Source organism: Polyangium spumosum (assembly GCF_009649845.1).
In the GTDB taxonomy this organism is placed as follows: Bacteria; Myxococcota_A; Polyangia; order Polyangiales; family Polyangiaceae; genus Polyangium; species Polyangium spumosum.
On the sequence record NZ_WJIE01000014.1, the window covers coordinates 37,891 to 61,310 of the forward strand.

At 70.4% G+C, this 23,420-nt stretch carries 20 protein-coding genes; 8 read left to right on the forward strand and 12 right to left on the reverse strand.

The genetic code is table 11. The features are described from left to right. Positions 1-11: 11 nt before the first annotated feature. The 4 genes from GF068_RS33940 to GF068_RS33955 all read right to left on the reverse strand — a co-directional run bounded on the left by GF068_RS33940 (position 12) and on the right by GF068_RS33955 (position 2,668). Positions 12-1,193 carry an acyl-CoA dehydrogenase family protein gene (locus GF068_RS33940; protein ID WP_153823684.1) on the reverse strand — a complete coding sequence of 394 codons (1,182 nt, stop codon included), beginning with the start codon at positions 1,191-1,193 and terminating at the stop codon, positions 12-14. Positions 1,194-1,337: 144 nt separating this feature from the next. Then, positions 1,338-1,637, reverse strand: coding sequence for a hypothetical protein (locus tag GF068_RS33945; protein ID WP_153823685.1), 300 nt, complete (start codon positions 1,635-1,637; stop codon positions 1,338-1,340). A 30-nt stretch (positions 1,638-1,667) separates the two neighbouring features. Next, the gene (locus tag GF068_RS33950) at positions 1,668-2,150 is read right to left on the reverse strand and encodes a hypothetical protein (RefSeq protein WP_153823686.1); all 483 of its coding nucleotides are present in this window, start codon (positions 2,148-2,150) and stop codon (positions 1,668-1,670) included. Then, complete coding sequence (locus GF068_RS33955) at positions 2,147-2,668, reverse strand: hypothetical protein (RefSeq protein WP_240807810.1); 522 nt, start codon at positions 2,666-2,668, stop codon at positions 2,147-2,149. Before GF068_RS33955 ends, GF068_RS33950 begins: the two co-directional genes overlap by 4 nt. Positions 2,669-3,180: 512 nt before the next feature. Here GF068_RS33955 and GF068_RS33960 point away from each other — a divergent pair. After that, on the forward strand, positions 3,181-4,065 hold the full coding sequence (locus tag GF068_RS33960) for a hypothetical protein (RefSeq protein ID WP_153823687.1): 885 nt from the start codon (positions 3,181-3,183) through the stop codon (positions 4,063-4,065). A 67-nt stretch (positions 4,066-4,132) separates the two neighbouring features. Here GF068_RS33960 and GF068_RS33965 read toward each other — a convergent pair whose 3' ends face one another. Beyond that, positions 4,133-5,395 (reverse strand): serine hydrolase domain-containing protein, encoded by a 1,263-nt coding sequence (locus GF068_RS33965; protein ID WP_240807812.1) that lies wholly within the window; start codon positions 5,393-5,395, stop codon positions 4,133-4,135. A gap of 205 nt (positions 5,396-5,600) precedes the next feature. Beyond that, positions 5,601-5,825, reverse strand: coding sequence for a hypothetical protein (locus GF068_RS43865; RefSeq protein ID WP_170319841.1), 225 nt, complete (start codon positions 5,823-5,825; stop codon positions 5,601-5,603). Between the two features lie 155 nt (positions 5,826-5,980). Between GF068_RS43865 and GF068_RS43870 the strand changes: the two genes are divergently transcribed. Continuing rightward, entirely contained in the window at positions 5,981-6,385 is a 405-nt protein-coding gene (locus GF068_RS43870) for a DUF2795 domain-containing protein (RefSeq protein WP_170319842.1), read from the forward strand. 55 nt (positions 6,386-6,440) lie between these two features. On the opposite strand, the gene glmS is transcribed toward GF068_RS43870, so the two are convergent. Beyond that, positions 6,441-8,291, reverse strand: coding sequence for a glutamine--fructose-6-phosphate transaminase (isomerizing) (gene glmS / locus GF068_RS33975; RefSeq protein WP_153823690.1), 1,851 nt, complete (start codon positions 8,289-8,291; stop codon positions 6,441-6,443). Between the two features lie 225 nt (positions 8,292-8,516). Here glmS and GF068_RS33980 point away from each other — a divergent pair, with 225 nt between their 5' ends. The 6 genes from GF068_RS33980 (at position 8,517) to GF068_RS34005 (ending at position 16,638) form a co-directional block, all read left to right on the forward strand. Then, a complete protein-coding gene (locus GF068_RS33980) occupies positions 8,517-8,864 on the forward strand; it encodes a hypothetical protein (protein WP_153823691.1) in 348 nt (115 codons plus the stop codon). Positions 8,865-8,940: 76 nt separating this feature from the next. Beyond that, positions 8,941-10,113: an SMP-30/gluconolactonase/LRE family protein gene (locus tag GF068_RS44540; protein ID WP_206079606.1), complete on the forward strand. Its 1,173-nt coding sequence runs from the start codon at positions 8,941-8,943 to the stop codon at positions 10,111-10,113. 161 nt (positions 10,114-10,274) lie between these two features. Beyond that, positions 10,275-12,356, forward strand: coding sequence for an esterase/lipase family protein (locus tag GF068_RS33990; RefSeq protein WP_153823692.1), 2,082 nt, complete (start codon positions 10,275-10,277; stop codon positions 12,354-12,356). A gap of 69 nt (positions 12,357-12,425) precedes the next feature. After that, the gene (locus GF068_RS33995; RefSeq protein ID WP_153823693.1) at positions 12,426-12,824 is read left to right on the forward strand and encodes an MAPEG family protein; all 399 of its coding nucleotides are present in this window, start codon (positions 12,426-12,428) and stop codon (positions 12,822-12,824) included. A 42-nt stretch (positions 12,825-12,866) separates the two neighbouring features. Continuing rightward, positions 12,867-14,717 (forward strand): serine/threonine-protein kinase, encoded by a 1,851-nt coding sequence (locus GF068_RS34000; RefSeq protein ID WP_153823694.1) that lies wholly within the window; start codon positions 12,867-12,869, stop codon positions 14,715-14,717. Positions 14,718-14,802: 85 nt separating this feature from the next. After that, entirely contained in the window at positions 14,803-16,638 is a 1,836-nt protein-coding gene (locus GF068_RS34005; protein ID WP_338046685.1) for a putative bifunctional diguanylate cyclase/phosphodiesterase, read from the forward strand. Between the two features lie 6 nt (positions 16,639-16,644). Here GF068_RS34005 and GF068_RS34010 read toward each other — a convergent pair whose 3' ends face one another. From GF068_RS34010 to GF068_RS34030, 5 genes are read right to left on the reverse strand one after another with little or no spacing between them, the layout of a single operon-like run. Continuing rightward, complete coding sequence (locus tag GF068_RS34010; protein ID WP_153823695.1) at positions 16,645-17,289, reverse strand: DNA-3-methyladenine glycosylase family protein; 645 nt, start codon at positions 17,287-17,289, stop codon at positions 16,645-16,647. A gap of 23 nt (positions 17,290-17,312) precedes the next feature. Continuing rightward, a complete protein-coding gene (locus GF068_RS34015) occupies positions 17,313-18,683 on the reverse strand; it encodes a hypothetical protein (protein ID WP_240807814.1) in 1,371 nt (456 codons plus the stop codon). Further along, positions 18,680-20,125, reverse strand: coding sequence for a hypothetical protein (locus GF068_RS34020; RefSeq protein ID WP_153823696.1), 1,446 nt, complete (start codon positions 20,123-20,125; stop codon positions 18,680-18,682). Before GF068_RS34020 ends, GF068_RS34015 begins: the two co-directional genes overlap by 4 nt. Next, entirely contained in the window at positions 20,125-20,931 is an 807-nt protein-coding gene (locus tag GF068_RS34025; protein WP_170319843.1) for a hypothetical protein, read from the reverse strand. Before GF068_RS34025 ends, GF068_RS34020 begins: the two co-directional genes overlap by 1 nt. Beyond that, the gene (locus GF068_RS34030) at positions 20,928-23,324 is read right to left on the reverse strand and encodes an MMPL family transporter (protein WP_153823698.1); all 2,397 of its coding nucleotides are present in this window, start codon (positions 23,322-23,324) and stop codon (positions 20,928-20,930) included. Before GF068_RS34030 ends, GF068_RS34025 begins: the two co-directional genes overlap by 4 nt. Positions 23,325-23,420 lie beyond the last annotated feature (96 nt).

Below are 23,420 nucleotides of genomic sequence, written 5' to 3' on the forward strand. Positions count from 1 at the left end.
GCGAGTCCCCGTCAGCTCGGCAGGCCGAGGATGAGCTTGGCGATGACGTTTTTCTGGATCTCGTTGCTGCCGCCATAGATGCTGGCCGCGCGCGCATACTGGAACTGCGGGGGGACCGAGGCCTCGTGTTCGGGGATCGTGCCCGGCTCGTTGTGCCAGGAGAGCGCGTCGTGCCCCATCAGGTCCATCGCGAGCTCGTAACATTGCTGGTTGATCTCGCTGCCGCGGATCTTCAGGATGCTCGACTCCGGCCCCGGCGCGTGCCCGAGCTCGGCCGAGGCGAGCGCCCGATAGTTCGTCATCTTGAGCGCGAGAAGCTCGATCTCGAGCCTCGCGATCCGCGAGCGCCACGCCGGGACCTCGAGCAGCGGCACGCCCCGCTCCGTCGTCGCCGCCGCGATCCGCTTCACGCGCCTGAGGACACGCGTGGACATGCCCACGGCCGCGATGTACGTGCGCTCGTGGCCGAGCAGCGCCTTGGCCAGGGTCCAGCCGCCGTGCAGCGGGCCGACGAGGTTCTCCCCGGGGACGACGACGTTCTCGAAGAACGTATCACAAAACGCGGGCGTCCCTGCGGTCGTGAGCGTCGGCCGCGCCGTGACGCCGGGCGTCTTCATGTCGACGAGGAAGAAGCTGATCCCCGACTGCTTCTTCGCGGTCTTGTCGGTCCGCGCGAGCACGAAGATCCAGTCGGCGTATTGCGCGTACGTCGTCCACGTCTTCTGCCCATTGAGCACATAATTGCCCTTTCCGTCGGGGTCGGCGGAGAGCTTGAGCGAGGCGAGGTCGCTTCCGGCGTTCGGCTCCGAATACCCCTGGCACCAGACCTCCTCGCCCGCGACGATCTTCGGCAAGAAGCGCCTCCGCTGGGCGTCGGTGCCGAACTGCAGGATGAGGGGGCCGACCATCATGAGGCCAAAAGGCGAGAGCGACGGGGCGCCGGCGAGCTCGAGCTCCTCGGTGAGGATGAAGCGGCGCGTGACGTCGAGCCCGGCGCCGCCCCATTCCGCGGGCCAATGGGGAGCGACCCAGCCCTTCGCGTGGAGGATCCGGTGCCACGCCATGATCTCGTCGTGCTCGAAATGCCCGTCGACGGCCGCTTTCTCGCGGATGCGCGGAGGCATGGCCTCCCGGATCCACGCGCGGACCTCGTCGCGGAAGGCGATCTGCTCAGGGGTGAAGGACAGGTCCATCAGGCTCTCCAGCGTCCGGTTCTAGTGCGAACGGAGGCCGGAGGGAAGTTGAAAAGGCGCGGGCTCACCCCGCGCCGAGCCGCCGGAGGTGCGGTCGCCCTCCGGGTTCCTCGACGACGACCCAGGGGGGCGCGGCGGTGGGGTTCACACGGTGATACCGAAGGACATCAGGACGGCTTCCGCTGTCGATTGGAGCTCATCGGGCGCCTTCCCTGTCGCCACCCAGTCCGAGACCAGCGCTCGCAGCCTCCGGACGCGGTCCCGGTCTTCCTCGCGGACGACCATGTCGGTTGAAACCTCTTTCCCGACGATACCGTCGAGGGCGCGCTCCATCTCGTGTACGATCGTCACCCAATCGGGATCCGGGGTCGTGGCAGGATCGTCCCGCAGCGCCTTCACGAAGGCGGCGATGCAATTGATGCCTTCGGCGAGCGCGTTCGCCATGTCTCGATCACGTGTCATGGCTTCGTACCCTCATTTCTTTTCGAAATCGTAGCGGCAAAGCCATTTGCCGATCGGGTAGATGAGGGTGCAATTGTCACCGTTCGAGTACTGGTACGAACAGGTATAGGAGGGCCATCCGCCCTTGCACCAGTACAGGTCCCCGATCCCGCTCGAAGGGCTGTAGGGATGCGCGGCTCGATGGACGCAGTACGCCTTGATCGCGTGGCACTGCTCGACGCACGCGTCGCTTGCGGGCACCAAGCACCGAGCCTCCACCATCGCGTTACATTCGCCCTCGCCCAGAGGCGGCTCCGGCGGCTCATTTTGTGGTTCGAACGGCACCTGCCCATACCCACCCACGCCCACCCCCGTCGGCACGATCGGCCCGCCGCCCACTCCCGCCGTCTCGTACAGCTCCTCCCTCGGAAAACACTCCCCGTCCGTGTAATTGCACGCCATGAAGCACGAGCCCAGGACGGCCGCGATCGCCAGATATCCTTTCGTCCTGTTCACTTCGACCTCCATCGAAACACGGGACCCGCCACGAGCATGGCCGCCCATCCCCCGGGCAGGACGGCGCTCCGTCCACCCACCCAATCCACGTTCGCGCTCAGCGATACCCCGATGGCCCCGCCGAAATACACGTTCACCAGCGCGTGCCCACCCGGCGCAAGACCCGCGACGCGCCCGCACAACGTCTCACCACACGCGGGCATCGAGTAGAGCGAAATCGAAGGCCCCATCCGGGCGTCGCCGTCCTTCCACGTATACCCGAAGGCGGCCGACGTCTGGTTGTACACCCCCACCCCGAGCCTACCCGTCCCGGGCAACACGCTGCACAGGTCGTCCACGCCAAACGAGAAGCCGCTCTCCCCGCGCCACGACATCGCCACATGAGGGCTCACCCCGAAGCGCGGCAGGGTCCCGACGAGGAGCCCGCCCAGGCCCACGCCGCCGCTGAGCTCGTACGCCTCGGCTGGCGTCGCCGCTGTGAGCAGACCTGCGGACACGAGCAAAACCCCCGAACGCATGCGGACATCGACCCCAAGCAGGGACTGAAGCGCAGCCACGAAAGCGAGTCAACAAGTCCCTCCCACGCGCCCGGAAGTCGCCCTCACGAGACCCGAAGACCCCCGCGCTCGACCCGAAGACGCCCTCACGAGACCCGAAGGTCTCGCGCGCTCGACCCGCAGACGCCCTCACGAGACCCCAAGGTCTCGCGCGCTCGACCCGAAGACGCCCTCACGAGACCCGAAGGTCTCGCGCGCTCGACCTGGAGACCCGCGCGCTCGACCCGAAGACGCCCTCACGAGACCCGAAGGTCTCGCGCGCTCGACCCGAAGACGCCCGCACGACACCCCAAGGTCTCGTGAGCTAGCCCCGAAGACGCCCGCACGAGACCCCAAGGTCTCGTGAGCTAGCCCCGAAGACGCCCCGGGGAGCCCTCGCGAATCGCGCGCCTCCCGCCTCCCGTCGACTGCGTAGGGCTTGACGCGTACGCTCAGGCACAGTACGGGCGCCCCGACCCTGGAGAACCACGCCCATGAATCGATGGATGTTACTCGTCGCGCTCGCGTGCGCGGCGTCGGGTTGCCTCGTGCGCAAGGATACGCTCGCGGACAAGGCGCACTACAGCGGTCATGCCCCCGGAAAGGCGCCGACGAACGCCGACGCTATCGAGGTGCTCGAGAGCTTGCCGGAGGGCATCGCGTACCGCGATAGGAACGTCAAGGTCGAGCCTGATTTCCCCACGCCGGAGGATCCACACGTCGTGCTGGGTGTATTCAGCGTGACACGACATCCCGACGACCCGAAGACGTACACGGAGAGCGAATTGCTCACGCTCGCCAAACGAACCGCCGCCGAGCAAGGGGGCAACGCCCTCTATCGCCACCCTCGCTTGGACGGATACTACGTGCTCCATGTCTCGAGCGCCGCGCCCCGCTACGCCGCGCCCGCGGACCTCTGGAAGGAGCTGGAGGGGGGCTACATCGGCAGCGCCTTCCACAAGGTCGCCGAGGCCGAGCGGAAGCTCGAGGCGTTCGAGCCGCTACCGATCTCGACCCAGGGCATGCGCTGCTACAAGGTCGCGTTCGTCCTCGCCGAGGACGCGACGTTCGAGCCGGAGGTGAAATGGGGGATCGTGATCGACGTGCAGCGCGGCAAGGACAAGCGCTCGTACACGGAGAATCCGCCCAGGGGCAGGCAGAATCTGGTGCGCAACCGTGTCTTCCCCGTCGCGTGCGTCAAGGCGGGCGGCTCGATCTCGATCAGCTTGAGGCCGCAGAAGGCCGGGCCCTTCGGGCAGGGCAAGATGCAGATCCGCGTCTACGAAATGAGCCTCGGCCAGGCGGAGCGAAAGCACAAATGCGCGGCCTTGAACGGCGGCGAGCGTTCGCTCGCGCAATCCGAGGACCTATGCCTCTGATCCGAGGGCGGGCGCGCTGCCTGGCCCAAGGACACGTCTCGTTGGCGACGTCCCCGCGCGTGTGCCGTCACTTCTCGTCGGTCACCGCCCCCACCACCCCATCGAAGAACTCCGCGCAGCTCGTCTCGTCGAGCAGCCGATTCCACCCGCGCTCGTCGAAGGGCACGGGCAATCCGTGGTTCGTCAGCAGCACGCCGATGAGCTCTCGCGCCGGGTCGATCCACATGAACGTCCCCGCGCCGCCCGCCTTGCCGTACGAGCCCGGCGAGAGGCGCGTCCCGCCGTTCGAGAATCGTGGCGTGAAGAGCTCCCAGCCGTATCCCTTCGGCGTCGAGAGCAGGTTCAAAAGCGGCGACGTGTCCGCCTTCGCCGCGTCGACGAACGGCGTCTGATTCGCCACCATCGCCGAGGCGAGCTCCGCGCCGATGATACGCTTGCCGTCGTACGTGCCGCCGCCGAGCACCATCTGGCAAAAGACGGCCACGTCCTTCGCCGTGGAGAACACGCCGTCGCAGCCGCACACGCCGCCGAGCACGAAATCCTGGTCGTCCTGCACCGCCCCCCGCACGACCGTCGCCCGCCGCGTCGTCGCGCCCGTCGCCGCGATCCGCGAATGGAGCTCCGGCGGAGGATTGTACGTCGTGTCCACCATTCCGAGCGGCTTCCACACCGCGTCACGCGCGAACACGTCGAGCGTCGCGCCCGCCGCCGCCTCCACCACCTTGCCGAGCAGGCGATACGTCAGATCACTGTATTCGACCTTCGACCCCGGAGGATACTCGAGCGGCGTCGCGCTCATCTTCCGCCATATCTCCTCCGGCTTGTCGTCGTAGAAATGGTTGTCGAGCGGAAGCCCGGACGAATACCGGAGCATGTCCCGCACCGTCACCTTGTCCTTGCCCTCCCCCTGGAACGTCGTCAGGTATTTGACGGCCGGGTCGTCGAGGCGGAGCTTGCCCCGGTCGACGAGGACGAGCGCCGAAATGGCCGTTGACAACACCTTCGTCAACGATTCGAGGTCGAAGAGGGTGTCGAGCGTCACGGGCTCGTCGCCCCCGCGCACCTTCTTGCCGTACGCGTGCTGTCCGACGATCTTGCCGTGACGCGCCACGAGCGCCGTGAACCCCGGGAACGCGCCGTCGTTCACGCGGCGCTCGAGCCGCGCGAAGACGTCCTCGATCCGCGCGGCGGACATGCCGACGCTCTCGGCCGAAGCCGGCGCGAGAGGCCCCGTCGACGGCGGCGGCGGCGGCTTCGGCGGCGGCGGCGCGGCCTTCGTCTCCGGGCACTGGGACGCGGGCGCCGGGTCGCAAGCCGAGCCGAGGAGCAAAGCGCCTACGCCTTGAAGGAGCCGGCGCCGAACGATGGGTGACGTGGACTGGCCCATAAGAAGGGAGATTCTTCGGTCAGCGAGGGATGGAAGCCTCTCGCGGGCACACGCGGACGTGGGCGCGCAAGAGCAACATTTTGCCGACCTTCACGGGCGCAGCAAGTTCCTCGTCGAGGGCGTGCGCCTTTTCCGAGGGGATGCCGGCTCACCGGGCGTCGGAGGAATTCATGGGGATCCAGCCGGGCGGGTCACTCGCCGGGAAGGACTCCTCGGATGCCTGGTCGACGAGCTCGTCGGCCTCGGTTTTGGGTTCGAGCACCCGGTTCTCTCCCTCCCAGCCGACCGGAGGCCTGCCGTGCTCGGGCTCGTCGGCCGGCGTGCCTCCGCTCGGCCTCTCGTTTTGCGCTCCGGGGTTCCGCATCTCAGCCATGGCTTCCCTCCTATAGGTCTCATGCTTACCGCGAGCCAAAGCGCAAGAGGGCGGCGACGGAAGGGGCCGCTCGACGCGTTATGACTCGCTCGGCCAAACCCTCGACACGGGCCTCACCGCGCCCAACACCCCGGGAGGCAGGAGGAGGACGCACCATGGCCGAGAAAAACAAGGACGAGAGCAAGGGCACGATGACCGTGAAGGAGGCAGGACACCTCGGCGGCAAGGAGGTCCAGCACCAGCGTGATCTCCGCGATCGCAAGGAGGTCCGCGGGCAGGCGTACGACAAGCCCGGGCCGCCCGAGGGCACGGCCTTCGGCATCGGCGCGGTCACGCAGGCGCTCTCCGGCATGGAGTTCCCCGTGACGAAGCAAGACCTGCTGGAGCGCGCAGGCGACCAGGAGATCGAGTATCGCAAGGGACAACCCGTCTCGCTGCGCCAGATCATCGAGGGCCTCGAGGACGAGGAGTTCGCCTCGATGGCAAACGTCGTTCAAGCAGTGAGCGGCGCCCTCAAGGAAGAGGGGCTCAGCGGCGAGAAGGAGGAGAAGGCGGCCTGAGGCATTCTCTCCGTCACCCCTCTCCACTTTCGTGGAGAGGGGCCGGGGGTGAGGCTCACTCGACCGTGACCGTCTTCGCCAGGTTGCGCGGCTGATCGACGTCGTTGCCCTTCAAGTTCGCCACGAAATAGGCGATGAGCTGCAGCGGCAGCACCGTGAGGAGCGGCAGCACCTCGTCCGGCGCCTTCGGGATCCACACGATGTGCTGCGCGAGCTCCAGCATCGCCTCGTCGCCTTTCGTGGCAATGGCGATGACCTGGCCCTCGCGGGCCCGGACCTCCTGCACGTTCGAGAGCATCTTCTCGTATTGCGCGTCGCGCGGGCAGACGGCCACCACCGGGAGCTGCTCGTCGATCAGCGCGATCGGGCCGTGCTTCATCTCGCCGGCCGCGTACCCCTCGGCGTGCGCGTAGGAGATCTCTTTCAGCTTGAGCGCCCCCTCGAGCGCGATCGGGAAGCCGAGCCCGCGGCCCAAAAAGAGCACGTCCTTCGCGTGCACGAGCTTCTTGGCGATGGCGTGCACGTAATCGGCGTCGCCCAGGATCTCTCGCTGGTGGCTCGGGATCTCCCAGAGCGCCTGCAGCACCTTCTGCGCGCGCTCCTGCGGCAGCGTATTGCGCCGCCGGCCCACGTACACCGCGAGGAGCAGGAGCGCCGTGAGCTGCGTCGTGAAGCATTTCGTCGAGGCCACGCCGATCTCGGGGCCCGCGTGCGTGTAGAGCGCCCCGTCGGCCGCCCGCGGGATCGCGCTGTCGAGCACGTTCGCCACCGAGAGGACCCGCGCCCCGCCCGCCTTCGCCGCCTTCACGGCCGCCAGCGTATCGGCCGTCTCGCCCGATTGGCTCACCGCGATCACCAGGTCGTCCGGATAAAAGAGCGGCTCGCGATACCGCACCTCGCTCGCGAGCTCCACGACCGAGGGCACCTTCGCGAGCTGCTCCATCCAGTATCGACCGGCGATCGCCGCGTGGTGGCTCGTCCCGCAGGCCACGAAATACACACGCCGGATCGATCGCGCGACCTCCGGCGGCACGCCCATCTCGGCCGCGTACACGTCGCCCTCGGCGAGGTCGATCCGGCCCCGCAACGTCGCCTCCACGACCTCCGGCTGCTCGTGGATCTCCTTGCGCATGAAATGCTTGTAGCCGCCCCGCTCGGCCTGCACCGGGCTCCAGTCGATGTGCTTCGCCTTGCGCGTCACCACCTCGCCGGAGACCGTCTCGGTGCGCACGCCCGAGGCGCGGAGCTCCGCCACGTCCCCGTCCTCGAGGAAGATCATCTGGCGCGTGTGCGAGAGCAGCGCCGGGATGTCGCTGCCGCAGAGCATCTCACCCTCGCCGAGGCCCACGACGAGCGGCGAGCCGTGCCTCGCCACGACCACCACGTCCGGCTCGTCCCGCGACACGACGGCGATCGCATAGGCGCCGACCACGTGCCGGAGGGCCGCTTGCACGGCGGCGAAGAGCGACGTCGACGCGCCGCTTCCCTTCTTCCCCCGCGTGAGCTCGCGGTGGATCAGGTGCGCGACGATCTCCGTGTCCGTGTCCGAGAGGAACTTCACGCCCTCGGCTTCGAGCTCCTGCCGCACGGCCACGTGGTTCTCGATGATGCCGTTGTGCACGACGGCGACGGGCCCGGCCGAGTGCGGGTGCGCGTTCGCCTCGCTCGGGCGGCCGTGTGTCGCCCAGCGCGTGTGCCCGATGCCCGTCGAGCCCGCGAGGGGGCGCTTCTCCAGCGCCTCGGACAACCGCGCGAGCTTGCCGAGCGTCCGGACAATCTCGATGGAACGACCATCATGGATGGCGACGCCGGCCGAGTCGTACCCCCGGTACTCGAGCTTCCGGAGCCCGTCGACGATGATGGGGGCCGCGTGCCGCGTCCCGACGTATCCTACGATCCCGCACATCGATGCCTCGCTTCGTGGGAGCGGACGCGCGCGCGCCGCCGCTGCCGAGGTGTAACCCGAGCGAGGGCTCCGAGCGAAAAAACTTCGATGTTGGGTGCCCTTACGCGCCTTCTTCGAGGTCCAGGTTCCGCCCCGCACGCGCAGCACACAGCCGATCTGCGCTGGCCGTGGGCGGGGCTACCAACCTCGACACGTCGGCGCCAAGCAATGTGGAGGAGGACATCGATGCACGACCACCCGACCCACGGCAGCCACGACCACGCGCACGGCGAGGGCTGCGGGCACACGGCGATCCGGCACGAGGGGCACACCGATTACCTGCACGACGGGCACCTGCACCACGCGCACGGCGACCACACGGACGAGCACGTGATTCCGGTGGACGAGGCGAACCGCGCCGAATGCACGCCCTCGCACGCCTGCAGCGGGCACCAGCGAGGCCACGTGCACGGGCCTTCGTGCGGCCATGAGGGCGTCCCGCACGGGGATCACGTCGATTACCTGGTCGGGGGGCACCTGCATCACCCGCACGGCGGGCATTGCGACGACCACGGCGCGCTCGAGCTCGCCTGATTTCGTGGGCGCGAGCGGCGCGCCTTGCGGCCCGACCTGGCCGGCTGGTAGCCTCCTCCGGTCTGGAGGGCTTTTCATGAAATCGAAGGACGATCGGAAATCGATCGAGCGCGCGCGGGCGGGGCTCGGGCGCCTGGTTCTCGTCTGCGTCGGCGTCGCGCTCGGCTCGCTCGTGATGGCGTGCGCCGGGGGGAACGAAACCCCCCCGGGCGGCGAGGGCGGCGCGGGTGGAGACGGCGGCGCGGGCGCGTCGGGCGGGTCCGGCGGCGCGGGCGGCGCGGGTGGAGACGGCGGCGCGGGCGGCGCGGTCGTCTACCCGGTGGCGCCCGAAGGCGTCGCGGAGTTCAGCCCGCTCGGCCAGTTGCCGGAGGGAATCGTGATCGACGGGACCACCGCGTACGTGAGTTTTTCGGTGGACCCGAAGGTCGTGAAGGTCGACCTCGAGACGGGCGCCGTCAGCGATTGGGGCCCGATTCCGGCCCCGATCGGCATCGGGTTCCCGCAGGGCCTCGGACTCGACGCGCAGAAGAACGTGTACGTCGTGGTGAAGAGCGAGGATCCGGCGAAGTTCAAGCCCGGCGTGTACAGGTTCCCGCCGGGCGGCGGGGAGCCCACGTGGGTCTCGGGGACCGACATCGTCGGTTATCCGCGCACGATCGGGTTCACGACGTTCGGCTCGTCGTTCTTCACCTCGCCGGTCACCGGCCACCTCGGCGAGATCATCACGAATGGCACGCTGCAAATGTACGGCCCCGCCGACGAGCTCACGGGGGACGAGATGTCGGCCTGCGCGTTCGGCGAGCTGACGCCGATGGGCATCACGAGCGTGCTCGTCTCCGGGAACAGCACGATCGAATCCACGTTTTACTGGACGAACGCCGATCGCGCGGCGATCTACAAGGGCGCGTTCGTCCCGGCCGGGGGCGGCATGGTCGAGCTGAAGGCCGACCCGAACCCCGTCGCCGGCCCGGATTGCGCGCTGCTCGGCGGCGCCGAGGGCTTGATCGAGGATCCGGCCGACGGGAGCATGCTCGTCGCCGCGCGCCGGGCGAACAAGATCGTCCGCGTGAAATCCACCGGCGAGACCCAGGTCCTCTCCGAGGGCGCGGGTTATTACGAGCCCTCCGCCCTCGCGATTGGCGAGACCAGCAAGGGCCGGCACCTCTACATCACGAACTCGGCCCACACGACCTACAACAAGGGCGGCGTCCCCGGCCTCGTGCGTATCCCGCTGCCGAGCGCCCCGTGAAGGCGCGCGGGGCAGCTTTGCTGCATCGCAGCAATTTTGCTCTCCCTTCCGCGTCGTGACCTTCGTCTCGTGTCCTCTGCGACGTGTTGCACCGCCGCAGAGGACGCTTGCGTTTCCGAAAACGGGCGCCTACCCTCGATCCGATTGCGTGGAGGTTGGCGATGGCATTACGTGCATTTTCCGTGGGCGTGCTCTGTTTGCTCGTGGCGGCCGCCTGCGGCCCGACCCCGGATCCCGAGGCGGCGGGCGGGAGCGGAGGCCAGGGCGCCTCGGGCGGGGGCGGGCCGGGCGGCGGCGGCGCGGGCGGGAATGGCGGGGACGCGCCGTATCCGCCGGCGGACGCGTTCGACCCAGCGTACGACGCTTATTTCGATCCCCCCGCGGCCGGCGAATACAAGGATGATTACCGCGTCGTCGGCGAGATCACCCCGCCGGCCTGGTCGTGGGGCAAGATCGAGCTCGTCGAGGGCCTGCAGCGTTACCGCACCGAGGGCTACAACGTCCGCACGCAGAAGCTGCGCTGGGAGGACACGTTCGAGGACGACACGTACAAGCTGAAGACGTATTTCGGCGCGCTGAACCAGGAGCTCGTCGACGGCTTCAACATCCATTACAAGGACACGTGCGCCGGCGCGGTGGGGCAAAACGGGGCCCCCGCCTGCGGCCAGAAGGGCCCGATGCGCCCCGAGGCGCGGTTCGTCCTTTTGCACCACGGGCCGAAGACGGCGTCGCTCTCCTGCGACAAGAGCAAGCCCCCCGTCCTCCTGGTGCACGGCGCCATGCAAAACGGCAACGTGTGGCTCCTGCCCGGCGGCGACGACGGCGCGGGCAACGCCTACCCGGGCACGACGCAGAAGACGGGAATGGTGCAATGGCTGGAGGAGCGCGGTTTTTGCACGTACGCGCTCACCTTCGGCACGTTCCACGGCGACAACTTCAACCAGGCGACGAACCTCGCCAACGTGATCCGGCGCGTCTCCGCGCTCGTCGGTCAACCCAAGGTCGACGTCGTGGCCTGGAGCAAGGGCGTGCTCGCGGCCGACCTCTACCTCTCGAACGTCGCGAGCTGGAAGGACTGGGGCCCGAAACATTTCGAGCGCGTCGCGGCGGACACGGCCAAGAACGTGCCGGCCTTCCGCAAGGACGTGCGCACCTACGTGGCGCTCTCGGGGCCGCACCTCGGCATCGACCTGAACTTCCGCCATCCCTTCAACAACCTCATCATCTACAGCACGCCCGACGCCGCGCCGATCGGCCAGGGCCCGGTGACCTGGGGGTGGATGAGCGCGGTGCAATGCGTGACGTTCGGCTACGCCTCCGGGCCGAACTCGATCTTCCCGAACCCCTACGCCTACTCGGCCTGCGAGAACCGCGGCGCGATGTGGCCCGATTACTGGACCCGCATCTACACCTCGAACATCACGGGCCTCGACGCCGCGGGCAAGCCCGTCTCCGAGAAGAGCCTCGAGGCGCTGAACGTCGCGGAGGGCGTGGACGGGGCGAAGTTCGATTTCGATCAGTACAACCACGCGATGTGGGGCTCGATCGACGAGTCGGGCGCGCACGTCTCGGCGTACCTCGGGCAGCTCCAGACGGCCTACGACCTGCGCACGTTCTACCCCTTGCCGAACCGGCAGGACGATCCGGTCTCCTACGACTGGTCCGAGCTCGACACCGACGAGTCGAAATGGCGCGCCTGGGTGAACACCTACAAGCTCGCCTACAACCCGGCCGGCGTCCCCGCCGGGTGGATCGAGGACGACGACGCGCACATCACCTGCCGCGCCACCGCCTACGAGCCGCAAACCTCGCCCTGCAAGGCGAAACACGGCTATTACGACGCGACGCACGCCGAGGCGTACGAATTCGGGTACGCGACGTACACGCTCATGGATGGCATCGGCATCGAGGCCGTGATGGAGATGGGCGGCAACTTCATCGAGCGATTGAAGGGCCACGGCCTGAGCCCCGACCTCGATTCTCTCTACGTGGTGCACGGCACGCAGCCCGGCGCGCCCGGCACCATCTTCGAGATCGACGGCATGGAGTGCCCGACCTGCGATCCGAAGGGCGACGGCGTGCTCTTCGACGTGAGCATCGCCGCCCGCGATCAGCTCACGCAGGGCTGGCCCGCGGACGCGAAGGAGAGCCGCTCGAAGCAGGAGGGCGTCGCGTTCGGCCACCTCGAGGTCGGCGTCGCGCCGGCCGTCTGGGAGAAGATCGGGGCCGCCTTCGACAAATGATCACGCGCGCCGCGGCGCGGGCCGCGCGGGACTTTCCCCCGAGGCCCGCGCCGCGGTAGAACGCGCACCATGCCCACCAAAGACCTCGCCTTGCCCGCATTGACGACGATCGTCGCCCTCATCACGTATTTCGTCCTCACCCTGAACGTCGGCCGCGCCCGCGGGAAATTCAACGTTCCGGCGCCGCAGACCTCCGGCAACCCCGATTTCGAGCGCGTGCTGCGGGTGCAGCAGAACACCGTCGAGCAGATCATCCTGTTCCTCCCGAGCCTGTGGCTCTGCGCTCTGTTCACGAGCCCGAAGCTCGCCGCAGGGCTCGGCGGCGTGTGGATCCTCGGCCGGATCCTCTACGCGTGGGGCTACTACAAGGCCGCGGAGAAGCGCGGGCCGGGCTTCGGGATCGCGCTGCTCAGCACCCTGTCGCTCCTCATCGGTTCGATCTACGGCGTGATCACCACCCTCCTGTGATAGGCTCCGGGGCCACCGCGTCGAGGAGGGCCGGAGAGTTCGATGTTGCTTGCGCCGGGGACCGTGATCGCGGGTCGATACCGCCTCGAGCGGCCTCTCGCGTCCGGAGGCATGGGCTCGGTGTGGGTGGGCCAGCACGTCACGCTCCAGACCGAGGTCGCGATCAAGTTCATCTCGACGGAGTCGGCCGCCTCGCCGGCGGCGCGCGCGCGCTTCGAACGTGAAGCGCGCTCGGCGGCGCACCTGCGCCACGCGAACATCGTCGCGGTCCAGGACTACGGCATCGAGGACGAGACGCCGTACCTCGTGATGGAGCTCCTGCGCGGCGAGAGCCTGGAGGAGCGCATCCACGCGCGGGGCCGGCTCTCGCTCGAGGCGCTCGCGCCGATCGTGCAGCAGATGAGCCGCGGCCTGCGCAAGGCGCACGAGGCCGGCATCATCCACCGCGACCTCAAGCCCGGCAACGTCTTCCTCGCCCGCGACGACGACGAGGACGTCGAGGTCGTCAAGATCCTCGACTTCGGCATCGCCAAGGAGACGGACACGTCCCTCAGCGAGAACACGAAGACCAGCGAGCTCATGGGCTCGCCGCATTACATGAGCCCCGAGCAGCTCCGGAGCTCGAAGAAGACCGACGTGCGCAGCGACCTCTGGTCGGTGGGCGTCGTGCTCTACCGCGCGCTGACGGGCAGGATCCCCTTCCCCGGCGACACGCTCGCCGAGGTGATGGTGCAGGTCTTCTCCGCGCGCCTGCCGCCGCCGACGTCCCTCGCGCCGGAGCTGCCGCCCGCGATCGACGCGTTCTTCCAGAAGGCCCTGGCGCGTAGCCCCGACGATCGGTTCCAGACGATGCGCGAGCTCGCGGAGGCGTTCCAGTCGGTCACGAGCGGCAAGGGCATGCCGGCAGCAGCGCCGAGCTCGCCGGAGGCGCGGGCCTCGCTGCCGAGCGTGAACGCGACCGCGACGCCGCTGCCGGTCGCGCCGCCCTTGCAACCTCCCGCGGCGGTCGTGCCACCCGCCCCGGTCTCCTCGCCGGGCCTGTCTTCCCTCGGTGGGGGGTTCGCGCAGCCTGCGGCTGCACTGCACCCCCCACACCCCCCAGCGGTGCCCGCGGAAACGACGTCCTCGCCGGGCCTGCCTGCGCCCGGTTTGTCCGCGCAGGTTGGTCCGGACGCACCTCCGCCGCTCGCGCCGGGCGGGCCCACCGCGCCGCCCGTCGCGATGCCGACGTTCCCGCCGACGACGGCGCCGCAGCCGCTCGCGGACGCCTCGTCCTTCCCGCAACCGCCCGCCTCGTCCGCGCCCCTGCCCGCGCCGCCGGAGCAGACGAGCCATGCGCCGCAGCTCGCGCCCCCGCTCGACCCGAGTGCGTCCCGACCAACCCGGCAGGTGCAAGCCGCGGTGATCGGCGTGCTCGTCGTGGGGCTCCTGCTCGCCATCGTGCTCATCGCCACGCGCCCCTCGACCGAGCCCGAGGGCGTCGCCGCCGCGCCGCCCGGGACGACGTCACCGAATTTCAGCGGCGTGGCCACGGCAGCGGGGACGGCGCTCACGCCCGACGAGATGGCCGCCGCAGTCCCGGACGAAACGCCGATCGAGATCCTCGAGGAAGACCTCCCGCCCGCGCCGAGCGCCACGCAGACCGCGCGCCCGACGGGCTGGGCCTGGAAGCCGATCCCGAAGGGCCACGGGCGCCTCCTGATCCGAGCCAAGGGAGGTACCTGCAAGGTCACCGTCAATGGCGTGTACTACGGTGTGACGCCGGTCGACGTGGTGGTCGAGTCCGGAAAGCAACGCGTCTTCTGCCGCATGCCTACCGGCTCCACGCGATCCAAGGAGCTACGCGCGCCCGAGTTCAAGGTGACCAAGGTCGAGTTCGAAGTGAAGCAATGACGGCGGCCTCGGCCGAGCCCGAAGCGCCTCGCCATTTGGCGGGCGACGCGGCGCTCGGCTTTCGCTATAGGTAGTATTGGCCAACGTGACGGACGACGCAGATACGAAACACGTGCTGGTCGAGGAGCCCGAGGAGATCGAGGCCGAGCTCGACGAGGACGAAGAGGAGCGCCGAGACACGCGCGAGTGGAAGACCCGCTCGTGGCTGCCAAAGGCGCCGCTCTTCGGGCTCGACGCGAGTTTGTCCGAGCTCGGCGTGGCGATCCTGGAGGCTGACGCCGAGGGCCGCCTCGTCCGCATGAACGCGACCGCGGAGCGGCTGACGGGCGAGAGCTTCGAGGAGAGGCGCGGCGCGCCGCTCGACGAGGTCTTCCGCGTGCGGCCCGTCTCGCCGCCGACGCCGTTCCCCTCCGAGGGCCCGACGAGCGGCCAGCTCCCCGCGGGGCTGCTCGGACACACGGCGCTGCTCGAGCGGAAAGACGGGCAAATCGTGGCGATCCGCCACGCCACGGGCATCGCCGGAGGCAACGAGGGCGCGCCGGAGCGCGCGGGCAAACTCGTGGTCTTCCGCGACGCGAACGTCGAGCAGCTCCTCTCGCTGCAGATCGCGCGGCAAGCGCGGTACGACGCGCTGACGGGCCTGCTCAACCGGCACGCCTTCGCCGAGCGCATCGAGCAGGCGCTCGGGTCGAGCCGCGAGCGCGGCGTCCGGCATGCGCTGGTCTACTTCGACCTCGACCGGTTCCGGCTCGTGAACACGACGTGTGGCCACGACGCGGGCGACGATCTCCTCCAGTGGGTGGCGACGCGCCTGCACGAGATCATGGGGCCGCAGGACGCGGCGGGCCGGATCGGCGGCGACGAGTTCGTGATCCTGCTCCACGGCCGCGACACGCTCGACGCCGAGCAGATCGTGCGGAAGCTGCAGCGGACGCTGCACGAGTTCCGGTTCGGCTGGCAGAAGAAGACGTTCCCGGTCGAGGCGAGCATGGGCCTCGTGCCGTTCGGCGGCGAGTTCCACCGCGCGGCCGAGGTGCTGGCGGCGGCGGATCAGGCCTGCCGGCTGGCGAAGGACAGCGGCCGCGGGCGCTTGCAGATCTACATGAACGACGACCAGGACATGGCGCGGAGCCGGCGCGCCATGCAGTGGGTCGCGAGCATCCAGCGCCACCTCGCGGACGGCCGGCTGCGGCTCTTCGCGCAGGAGATCAATGCCTTGCCGCCGACGAAGCGGCGGGGCCTGCATTTCGAGGTCCTCGTGCGCGTCGTGGGCGACGAGGGCCAGCTCGAGTCGCCGGTGGGGATCATCCAGGCGGCCGAGGACAGCCGGATGATGGACGAGATCGACCGGTACGTGGTGCAGAGGACGCTGGCGACGCTCGGCGCGCTGCCGAAGGAGCACCTGAAGCACCTGCACACGTGCGCGATCAACCTCTCGGCGCTCTCGCTCCTGCGCGAGGGGCTGCTCGATTTCCTCGTCGAGCAGCTCGGCAAGTACAAGGTCCCGGCGACGAAGATCTGCTTCGAGATCACGGAGACGGCGGCGTTCGCGAACCTGCAGGAGGTGCTCTGGATGATGCAGGAGCTCGGGGCGATGGGCTGCCGCTTCGCGATCGACGATTTCGGCAGCGGGCACGCCTCCTACGGCTACCTCGAGAGCCTGCCGGTCGATTACGTGAAGATCGACGGCATGTTCGTGCGGAGCATGCTGGACAGCCCCTTGCACCGCGCGATCGTGGAGAGCGTGCAGCGCATCGGCGGGATGCTGGGGATCGAGACGGTGGCCGAGTCGGTGGAGACGCAGCCGATGGCGGACATGCTCTCGAACATGGGCATTCATTATGCCCAGGGCTGGCTCTACGGAAAACCGAAGCCCATCGCGGACGTGCTGGCGACGCTGGCGACGCCCGACGGGAAGTGAGCCCGTTCATTTCTTGGTTTCGTGCAGCCTCCAGAGGTACCAGCAAGCGATCGAGCGATAAGGCCTCCAGGGCCGCGCGAGCTTGACCATACGCTCGGGCGTCGGATCTTTCCGGAGGCCGTGGAGCCTCTTCATCCCCTTCTGGATGCCGAGATCCGCGACCGGGAGGACGTCGGGGCGGCCGAGGCGGAAGATCAAGAACATCTCCGCGGTCCAGCGCCCGATCCCTTTGACGCGGCGGAGGCGCTCGATCACGACCTCGTCGTCGAGCGCGGGCAGCTCGTCGAGGACGAGCGAGCCATCGAGGAGCTTGTCGCAGAGGTCCCGGATGAACTTCACCTTGGACCCGGACAAACCGCAGGCGCGGAGGGCTTGCTCCTCGACGCGGAGCAGCTCGGCCGGCGGGAGGAGTTTTCCCCCGCCGAGGGCGAGGACGCGGCCGAAGATGGTATCGGAGGCCTTCACGGAGAGCTGCTGGCTGACGATCGACTCGACGATGGCCTCGAAGTACCCGGGCGTGTGAAAGGGCCCGCTCGTCTGGGCGGCGGAGCCGAGGCGGCAAGGGCCGACGGTCTGGATGAGCTCGGCGAGGCGGGGATCGGCGGCGGAGAGGAAGCGGAGGGCCTCGGCGTGAGGGTCGGGAGAGGTCATGGAGCGGCGAGTTTAAATGGGGCTCACTTCCCCCGCCTCCGAAAACTCGCCCCCAGATCCCACCCCTCCCCGCCCCGCGCCAGCACGAGCTCCGGTATGAGCCCGCCCGCCACCCGGAGCTCCCCGAGCACGCCCACCCGCAGGCCCTGCGTCAGCGCCCGCGCCGGCGCGTTCGGCGCGAGCTTCGGCGGCTTGCTCGCGAGCTCCCTCGCCCGCGCCGGATCATCCGCCGTCGCCAGCGACAGCCATCCGCCGAGCGGCCCCGGCAGCGCCGCGCGCACGACGTCGATCGATAACGTCGCCTGTCCCTTCGACCGCCTTCGGCCGAGCTCCGCCCGCGCGATCGTCGAGACCGTCACCTCGTGCCCCGGCCTCGACAGGATCGGCGCCACCGTCCGCGCCACCTCGACGAGGTGCGCCGACGCCTCGTCCACCAATAACTCCGCCGGCGGCCCTCCCCAGCCCGGATCCCCGCTCGCCGGCGGCAAGGGCCCGAGCCCGAGGTGCGACAAACGCTCCGGAGGCACCGCGTCCACGAGCCGCTGCGCGACCGACGGCAAAGCAAAATGGCCCGCCTGCGGGCCGATCTGCAAGACGATCCACGCGACGCGCCCGAGGTCGAACCGCACGGCCCCTCTTCGTTCGCCGTGCAATCCGAGCCCGAGCCAGCCCACGTCGTCCCGCTCCGCCTCGAAGCGCCGCAGCGACGTCGCCAGGTCGTCCGCGCGCGTCACCTCGATCCCATCCAGGAACGCCGCGCCCCTCGCCGCGAATGGGTTTCTGGAGAGCACGATCCCACGGTCGCCACACTCCGCGCGGAAGGCTCCCGTCCCGTCCGGCGCGCGCGGGTCGAACCTCCGCGGCACCACCGAGACGAGCGGGGACGAGAGCGCGCGGGCGAGCTTGTGCGGGTCTGTCGTGCCAAACACGATCGCCAGCGGGTCCTTCGGGTAGGGCGCGGGCCTCGGGACCTCCGCGAGCAGCGCCGCCGCGCCCCGGCCGCGGGCGCGCTCGATCGAGAAGATCACGTCCGCCGCGCCGAGCGGCGCCTTGCGCGCCGTGCGCAGCCCCTCGCGCAGCCGCACCACCGTCCCGAGCGCCTCTCTCGTGGGCAACGATTGCGCGAGCGCCGGGGCCGGGTGGCCCGCCGCGTCGAGGGTATAAAGCGGGTCGGCGATCGCCGCGCCGAAGAGGGCCGCCGCCGGGTCGCGCAGGTCGTGCGGGTCGATCGAGCGCGTGGGCCACGGCAAGTGCAGCGAGAATCGACCTCCCTGCGGCGTCCGGCCGAGCGCGCGCGCGCCCGAGGCCGCGAGGGCGAGCGCGCTGCCCAGGGAGGCGCCGAGGAACGTGCGCCTGGACAAACGGTTGTCCGAGACGAACATTTCGTCGCTCATCGGACCACCCATATCTCGTCCGCGGTCGCCACCACGAACGGCGCCCGCCCCGGCCCGTCGGGAGGGCAAACCGCGAGCGCGTGGACGCCCGCCGCGGCCGGGAGGCGCAGGACCTCGCGGAGCCGCCCCTTCGCGCCCGGCGCCGCGCGCGCCCACGTGCGCACGACGACCGCGTCCTCGAGCGCATTCGCCACGTCGAGCCCGCTCAGGATCTCCGGATCCCCATCCTGATCGAGGTCGCCCACCGCGAGCTGCGCGCCCGCGCCGGCGAGCGCCTCGACGTGCCCCGCGTCGTCGCGCACGAAGGCCGCGCCCCGCTCCTTGCGGCCCGCGAGCACGGTGAACGGCGTCCCCCGCGGCGTCACGAGCGAGGCCGCGGCGAGGACGTCGAAGCTGCCGGCCATCGACGGTCCGAGCGCGGTTTCGCCGGGCAAACACGGCACGAGCGGGCCCGCGAGAGCGCCGGCGCCGATCCGCGCGCAGCCGCTCGCCTCGCCGGCCGAGACGGGCAGACCCGAGAGAGGCGCGACGACCACGAGCTCGGCGTCGAGGCGCATGGCCTTCGCTCGATCCGTCACGCCGACGTCGGCGAAAAACGCGACCCCGCCCGCCGCGTCGGGGCGCGAGACGAGCCCCGCGAGGCCGATCGGCTCGCGGAGCGGCGACGGGTGCAAGGGCGAGAGATCCGACCAGGAGCGCGAGCGCAAGGGGAACACCTTGCCCTCGCGCAGCCGGAGCGTGGTCACGCGGCGCCGGCTCGCGCTCAGGATCTCGAGCGCGCCGTCGCCGTCGAGGTCGCCACACGCGAGGGCCACGACGTCGGACTCGAAGTTCTGGCCCCGCTTGACCGAGGCCTTCGCGAGGGGCACGGGCTCGAGGAAGCTGCGGATCTCGGCGTCGAGCGGGGCCGCGGCGAAGGCGTGCGCGAAGGGGCCGGGCTCGGGGTCGCGAATACGAGCCCATACGGTGCGCGGGACGGGGAACACGTCGGCGGTGACGCGCAGCTTGCCGTGCTGGATCTCCACGGCGAGGTGCACGAACGAGCGCTCGCCGCGCGCCGCGATACGCGCATCCACGAGCGAGAGCGGCGTCGGGTGCGCGGAGCTGCCCGCGCCGAGGCGGCCCGCGAGCAGCGAGGCGATCCGCGTGGAGAGCTCGGCCCCGCGAGGCGCAGGCGCATCGGAGACGAGGGGCGCGGCGACGACGAGCACACGCGCGGGCGCGAGCCCGAGATCCGCGGCGAGCGACTCGACCACGCGGACGACCGCGGCGCGCGGCCGAGGCGCGGCGGGTGATGGCTGGGGGTTCGTCGGAGCGGGGTTTGTCCCGGATGGGTTCGTCCGGGCCGGGGGAGGCGACGCCGGAGGCTTCTTCGGCTGGACCTCGGCGTTTCGCGGGACGAACCCGACGAGGGCCACCGCCACGACAAACGCCGCGCGCATCAGCGCGACCGTTCGGTCGAGGGCGCGGCGTCTTCCTCCTCGGGCAGGCCCGCGAGCCTGCGCGCGGTCGGCCGGATCCCCTCGGCGAGCGCGGCGTGCCCCGCGAGCGCGTACAGGCCACACGCCGCCTCGGTGACGCCCTGGTACGTCGAGAGCCACCGGGCCATCGCGAGGGTCTTCGTGCTCTGCGAGAGGATGGCCTCGCGTTTCTCGCGGTCGACGTCCGCGAGCGCGCGCTTGAGCTCGACGATGGCGAAGCCGAGGTCCTCGGAGACGGCGAGCGGCGCGATGGCGAGGCTCTTGATCTTCGGCGGCTCGACGAGCGGGCGCTCGCGCAGGAGGCGCTCGCTCGTGCCCGCCACGCGGAGGAGCACCTCGGGGTCGTCGGGGATCTGCGAGGGGATGCCGTACGCCGCGGCCACGGGCACGCCGTAGGTGCTCGCGAGGGTGGTCCGGAGCGAGAGGAGCAGGGCCTTCAATCCCTCGACGCGCTCCTCGGCGAGCGCGCGCGGGGCGTCGTCGTCCGCGAGCTCGCGCGTGTGGGCGAGGTCGGCCGCGAACATCGACTCGGTCGTGCGCGCGAGCAGATCACGCAGGGCGTGGAGGAGGTCGGCGGCGGTGAGGCTCTTCGGCGCGCCCTCCGGGAAGAGCACGGCCTCGAGGTCCTTGGCGATCTCGGGGACGTGCTCGTTCAAGGACGTGAGCACGGTGCGGCTGATGGCGACGCGATCCGCGATGAGCTTGGAGGGTTGCGACATGAGCAACGACATGGATACCGCCGCGCCGTCGATCTGAGAAGGCCTCACGCTCTCCACAGCCGGAGCCCCGCGGGCACGACGACGAGCGCCACCACGAGTCCGGCCACGCTGCCGAGCGCGCCCACGAGCCCGAGATCCCGCAGGCCGTCGAAGCGGCAGAGCGCGAGCGCCGCGAAGCCCGTGGCGGTCGTGAGCGCGGTGGCCGCGACGGGAGGCCCTTCGAAGCGCAAGGTCTCGCGAATGACGTCGCCCTCCGCCTCCCGCGCCCGATGAAGCAAGAACATCCCCTCGTCGACGGTGATGCCGAGCAGCACGGGCAAGACGAGCGCGTCGTAGGCGTGCAGCGGGATGCCGAAGAGGCGCACGAGCAAGAGCACCGCCGCGATCTCGCAGAGCACGACGACAGCCGCGATCACCACGTCGCGCGCGCGCCGGAGCGACATCGCGAGCGCGGCCACCACGAGCAAGGCGGCGACGCCCGCGATCTTCGGCAGGTCGCTCGCGAGGCTCTCGCGGAGCGCCACCTCGAGCCGCGCGTACCCCGTCAGCTTCGCCTCCGGATCGACCCGCCGGAGCGCCTCCTCGACCCGCGCGGCCGCGCCGGGGACGCCTCGCGGACGCACGTACAGCGCCACGAGGTGCTCCCCCTCGTCCATGCCGAGGTAACGCGAGAGCAGGATCGACGCCGGGCCTCTTCGGAGGTCCTCGATCTGCAGGACGTCCCGCGGAGGCGCGCGCATCGCGTCGAGCACGGCCGAGAAACGCGCCGGGGCAAACCCCGTCTCCACGAGCGCCTTCTCGAGCTCGCTCGCCTTCGCCGGCAAGTCGAGCGCGTCCCGCGCCGCGAAGCGCGCCTCTTGCGTCTCCCCGGCCGGCGCGAGCGCCGTGAGCGCGTCGACCGCCTCGACGTCGTCCTTCATCGCCGAGAGCGCCTCCGCGAGCCGGTCGCTCCGCGCGCGCGCGCGCTCGAGGTCCCGATCGGCGACGAGCACGACCCATTGCCCGCTCTTGCCCCCGAACGCGTCGAACACCGCCTGCTGCACCTTCAGCGGTTCGAGCTCCTTCGGCCGCACGGCGACGATCGACTCCGACAAACTCGGCGCCGCGCCCGCGAGCACGGCCACCACGGGCACGAGCGCGACGAAGGCGAGGACGGCCGCGCGCCGCCGCGTGCCGGAGAGCCAGGCGAACGCGTCGGTCCAGCGCACGGGCGGCGCCTCGGGCGGCGGTCTTCGTTCGAGCAGCGCGCCGATCTCGGGCGTCACGAGCACGATCGCGGCCGCCGTCAAGACCTCGCCCGCGGCGCAGAGCAGCCCGAGCTGCTGCATGGCCTCGATGCTGGAGAGCGAGAGCGCGCCGAACGCCGCCGCCGCCGTGCCGGCCGCGAAGAGCACGCTCTTCGCCGTCTTCGCCCGCGCCGCGCGCGCCGCCTCGCGCGGGCCGAGCCCCGCCCGCCGCGCTTCGAGCAGCGCCGCATAGACGTGCACGCCCGTGTCGACCCCGACGCCCACGACGACCGACATGAACGCGACCGCGATCGCCGACAAACCTCGCGGGAGCGCCGCCGCCACGGCCGCGGTCCACACCGTGCCGAGCAGGAGCGGCGGCATCACGGCGACGAGCGCGCGCACGCGCCGGAAGATCAAGGCGAAGACGAGCGACGCGAGCACCGTGGCGAGGGCGCCGGAGATCGAGAGGTCCCGCGTGAGCATCTCCTCGGTCGCCGCCGCGATCGCGTGCCCGCCCGTGAGGCCGAGCCGCATCTCGGGGTGGGCCGCGTGATGCGGCGCGAGCACCGCCGCCGTGTCCTCGACGAAGCGCCGCGCGTCCTCGCCGCGCAAGGCTTGTCCGCGCGGCGCGACGAGCACGAGGTGCGCCCTTCCGTCGTCGGTGGCGAACGCCCCGTCCGGCTGCGTGCGCACGCCGGCGCTGATGTCGGCGCCCTCGTGGACGAGCTGCCCGAGCCGGAGCGGATCCGTCGCGAGGACCTCGGCCACGGCGCCGCTCCCCGGCGCGAGGAGCATGGCCCGGCTCTCGGCGAGCCGCGCGCGTATGCCCTCGGGCGTGAGCGCGCCGCGGAGGCGCTCCATGGCGCGGGGATCGGCGTGACGGAAGGCGAGCATCGGATCGAGCGCGCGCGAGGCGTCGATCCGGTCGGCGGCGCGGGCCACGCTCGGGCGCTCGGCGAGCGCGGAGGCGATCTCGGACGCGACCTTCGCGTTCGTCTCGGGCTCCGGGCCTTCGACGAGCACCACGGCGAGGTCGCCGCCGCCGAAGCCTCGCACGTACCGGCGCAGCGCCGCGGCCTCGCCCTGGTCCGGCAGGAGCGACGCGACGTTCGGGTCGAGCCGGAGCCGGAACGCGACCACGAAGAGCGCGAGCACGGTCATCCCGACGAGCGCGAGCGTGACGAAGCGCCTCGTCGACGCGGGAGCAGCCATCGGCGCTTGGATACGCCGAGCGCCCCCGCCCGGCAAGCCGGACATACGGCCGGGCGAGAACGATCCGCTCCGTGAAGAATTCAAAAGAATCGGGAA